This is a genomic window from Lactobacillus gallinarum DSM 10532 = JCM 2011 (assembly GCF_001434975.1).
Classification (GTDB): domain Bacteria; phylum Bacillota; class Bacilli; order Lactobacillales; family Lactobacillaceae; genus Lactobacillus; species Lactobacillus gallinarum.
Map to the genome: position 1 here is coordinate 9633 of NZ_AZEL01000075.1, position 2367 is coordinate 11999.

Sequence of the window (2367 nt, forward strand, 5' to 3'; positions counted from 1 at the left end):
TAAGGAGGATGTGGGATTTGAACCCACGCGCGGCAGAACCGCCTAACGGTTTTCAAAACCGTCCCCTTAAGCCACTTGGGTAATCCTCCATTAGCTGTAAGTACCAAAATATATTAAAATGGTAAATGACCCGTACGGGATTTGAACCCATGTTACGGCCGTGAAAGGGCCGTGTCTTAACCACTTGACCAACGGGTCATGTCTCTTAACGAAGAGCACTTTATTATAATAACTAAATAAGTTTTAAAAGTCAAGAACTTTTTTATCTTTTAAAACTTTTAAGTCATCGATGTGATCCCTCAATCACAACGTATTTAATATTAATAGATATTAATCTAAAATGCAAGGCTTTTTTTCAATTTTTTTATTTTGCTTTTTTTATATCGCCTATCGCCTATTTTTATAGCTTGTTATTAGCCAAAATAAGCCTCTATCCTGCAATATTGTCTGATATAAGGCTAATTTACGGTTATTTGGATACTAAGTCCTTTTTATTTAGTTTCTCTTCTGATATCGCAAATTTTTAATTCCGAGAATATTTATTTCCTGAGTTTTATAAATTCGCAGATTTTGGAAGTATTAAACACATATAAGACCTCATATATTTTTACTTACAGGTTTCAGCCCTTAATTTTGAATTTTTACGATATTATTGAAGCATTGAAATATTATTTGTAACCTGTCAGACGATTTGATATTCAATTTTTATTGCTTTAAATATAGCTTGGAAGCATTAAATATGTCTTGCTTACGCTCTTCAGATTTTTTACTAAATCTAAGACTGTTTTATAGCCCTCCAATCAAAAGATACTTTTTCTCTTTCTTTCATCAACATGAGAAGCAATTAAATCTGTTTTATCAGAACATAATGAAAAACAAAAAAGTCCTAACGCAGATTCAAAATCTTACGTTAAGACTTTTTAATTACGGAGACTGAGAGATTCGAACCCTCGCACCGGAATAACCCGATCTACACCCTTAGCAGGGGCGCCTCTTCAGCCACTTGAGTAAGTCTCCAATGGGCCTAAATGGACTTGAACCATCGACCTCACGCTTATCAGGCGTGCGCTCTAAACCAGCTGAGCTATAGGCCCATATAAAGCGGGTAACGAGAATCGGACTCGCGACTAAAGCTTGGAAGGCTTTCGTTTTACCACTAAACTATACCCGCACCTAATATAAAAAATGAATGGCGCGGGACGGAATCGAACCGCCGACACAAGGAGCTTCAATCCTTTGCTCTACCAACTGAGCTACCGAGCCATCTTACGGTCCATGTGGGATTTGAACCCACGATCTCCTCCGTGACAGGGAGGCGAGATAAACCACTGCTCCAATGGACCAAATTGCGGGAGCTGGATTTGAACCAACGACCTTCGGGTTATGAGCCCGACGAGCTACCAGACTGCTCCATCCCGCGATATTAATATACATATGTAATGGACCTTGTAGGACTCGAACCTACGACAGGACGGTTATGAGCCGTCTGCTCTAACCAACTGAGCTAAAGGTCCAAGTTTACAATATAGCGGCGGGGGGGATCGAACCCTCGACCTCCCGGGTATGAACCGGACGCTCTAGCCAGCTGAGCTACACCGCCAAAAATGTAACTAATACCATTTAGATACAATCGGGAAAACAGGATTCGAACCTGCGACCCCCTGGTCCCAAACCAGGTGCTCTACCAAACTGAGCCATTTCCCGTTATATGCGCCCTGAAGGATTTGAACCTTCAACCTTCTGATTCGTAGTCAGACACTCTATCCAGTTGCGCTAAGGGCGCATCATCAATGCCGGGGATCGGAGTCGAACCGATACGGTTGAAACCAACCGCGGGATTTTAAGTCCCGTGCGTCTACCAATTCCGCCACTCCGGCGTGTTGATGAAAGCGGAAGACGGGATTCGAACCCGCGACCCCCACCATGGCAAGGTGATGTTCTACCACTGAACTACTTCCGCAAAATATAAATGCCGATTATACGACTTGAACGTACGACCCCCTGTTTACAAGACAGATGCTCTACCAACTGAGCTAAATCGGCATATTGTCAATATGTGGTTGGCAATACGGGTGGTGGGACTTGAACCCACACGTCCGAAAACACTAGAACCTAAATCTAGCGCGTCTGCCAATTCCGCCACACCCGCAAATTAGGGTCATGAGCCGTGAGGGACTTGAACCCTCGACCCACGGATTAAAAGTCCGTTGCTCTACCAACTGAGCTAACGACTCGATGGAGGATACAGGGCTCGAACCTGTGACCTCCTGCTTGTAAGGCAGATGCTCTCCCAGCTGAGCTAATCCTCCATGAGCACGGCAGCTTCCTTTCCTCGCAGGCAGTTGCCCACCAACTACTTTCGGCGTT

18 tRNA genes are annotated in these 2367 nt (G+C 43.8%); all 18 read right to left on the reverse strand.

Annotated elements, in window-relative coordinates:
- Nucleotides 1-2: 2 nt before the first annotated feature.
- Nucleotides 3-89: transfer RNA gene (locus FC37_RS08950), tRNA-Ser, on the reverse strand.
- 37 nt (nt 90-126) lie between these two features.
- Nucleotides 127-198: transfer RNA gene (locus FC37_RS08955), tRNA-Glu, on the reverse strand.
- A gap of 729 nt (nt 199-927) precedes the next feature.
- Nucleotides 928-1017 (reverse strand) — tRNA-Ser (locus FC37_RS08960).
- Nucleotides 1018-1019: 2 nt separating this feature from the next.
- Nucleotides 1020-1094: transfer RNA gene (locus FC37_RS08965), tRNA-Ile, on the reverse strand.
- 6 nt (nt 1095-1100) lie between these two features.
- Nucleotides 1101-1171 (reverse strand) — tRNA-Gly (locus FC37_RS08970).
- A gap of 19 nt (nt 1172-1190) precedes the next feature.
- Nucleotides 1191-1263: transfer RNA gene (locus tag FC37_RS08975), tRNA-Phe, on the reverse strand.
- A 6-nt stretch (nt 1264-1269) separates the two neighbouring features.
- Nucleotides 1270-1343 (reverse strand) — tRNA-Asp (locus FC37_RS08980).
- Between the two features lie 3 nt (nt 1344-1346).
- Nucleotides 1347-1420: transfer RNA gene (locus FC37_RS08985), tRNA-Met, on the reverse strand.
- Nucleotides 1421-1440: 20 nt separating this feature from the next.
- Nucleotides 1441-1514: transfer RNA gene (locus FC37_RS08990), tRNA-Ile, on the reverse strand.
- Between the two features lie 12 nt (nt 1515-1526).
- Nucleotides 1527-1600, reverse strand: a tRNA-Met gene (locus FC37_RS08995).
- Between the two features lie 30 nt (nt 1601-1630).
- Nucleotides 1631-1704 (reverse strand) — tRNA-Pro (locus FC37_RS09000).
- Nucleotides 1705-1709: 5 nt separating this feature from the next.
- Nucleotides 1710-1783, reverse strand: a tRNA-Arg gene (locus tag FC37_RS09005).
- An 8-nt stretch (nt 1784-1791) separates the two neighbouring features.
- Nucleotides 1792-1877 (reverse strand) — tRNA-Leu (locus FC37_RS09010).
- 11 nt (nt 1878-1888) lie between these two features.
- A tRNA-Gly gene (locus FC37_RS09015) sits at nt 1889-1960 on the reverse strand.
- A 10-nt stretch (nt 1961-1970) separates the two neighbouring features.
- Nucleotides 1971-2043 (reverse strand) — tRNA-Thr (locus FC37_RS09020).
- 24 nt (nt 2044-2067) lie between these two features.
- Nucleotides 2068-2149 (reverse strand) — tRNA-Leu (locus FC37_RS09025).
- Nucleotides 2150-2161: 12 nt separating this feature from the next.
- Nucleotides 2162-2234 (reverse strand) — tRNA-Lys (locus tag FC37_RS09030).
- A gap of 2 nt (nt 2235-2236) precedes the next feature.
- Nucleotides 2237-2309, reverse strand: a tRNA-Val gene (locus tag FC37_RS09035).
- Nucleotides 2310-2367: the final 58 nt, after the last annotated feature.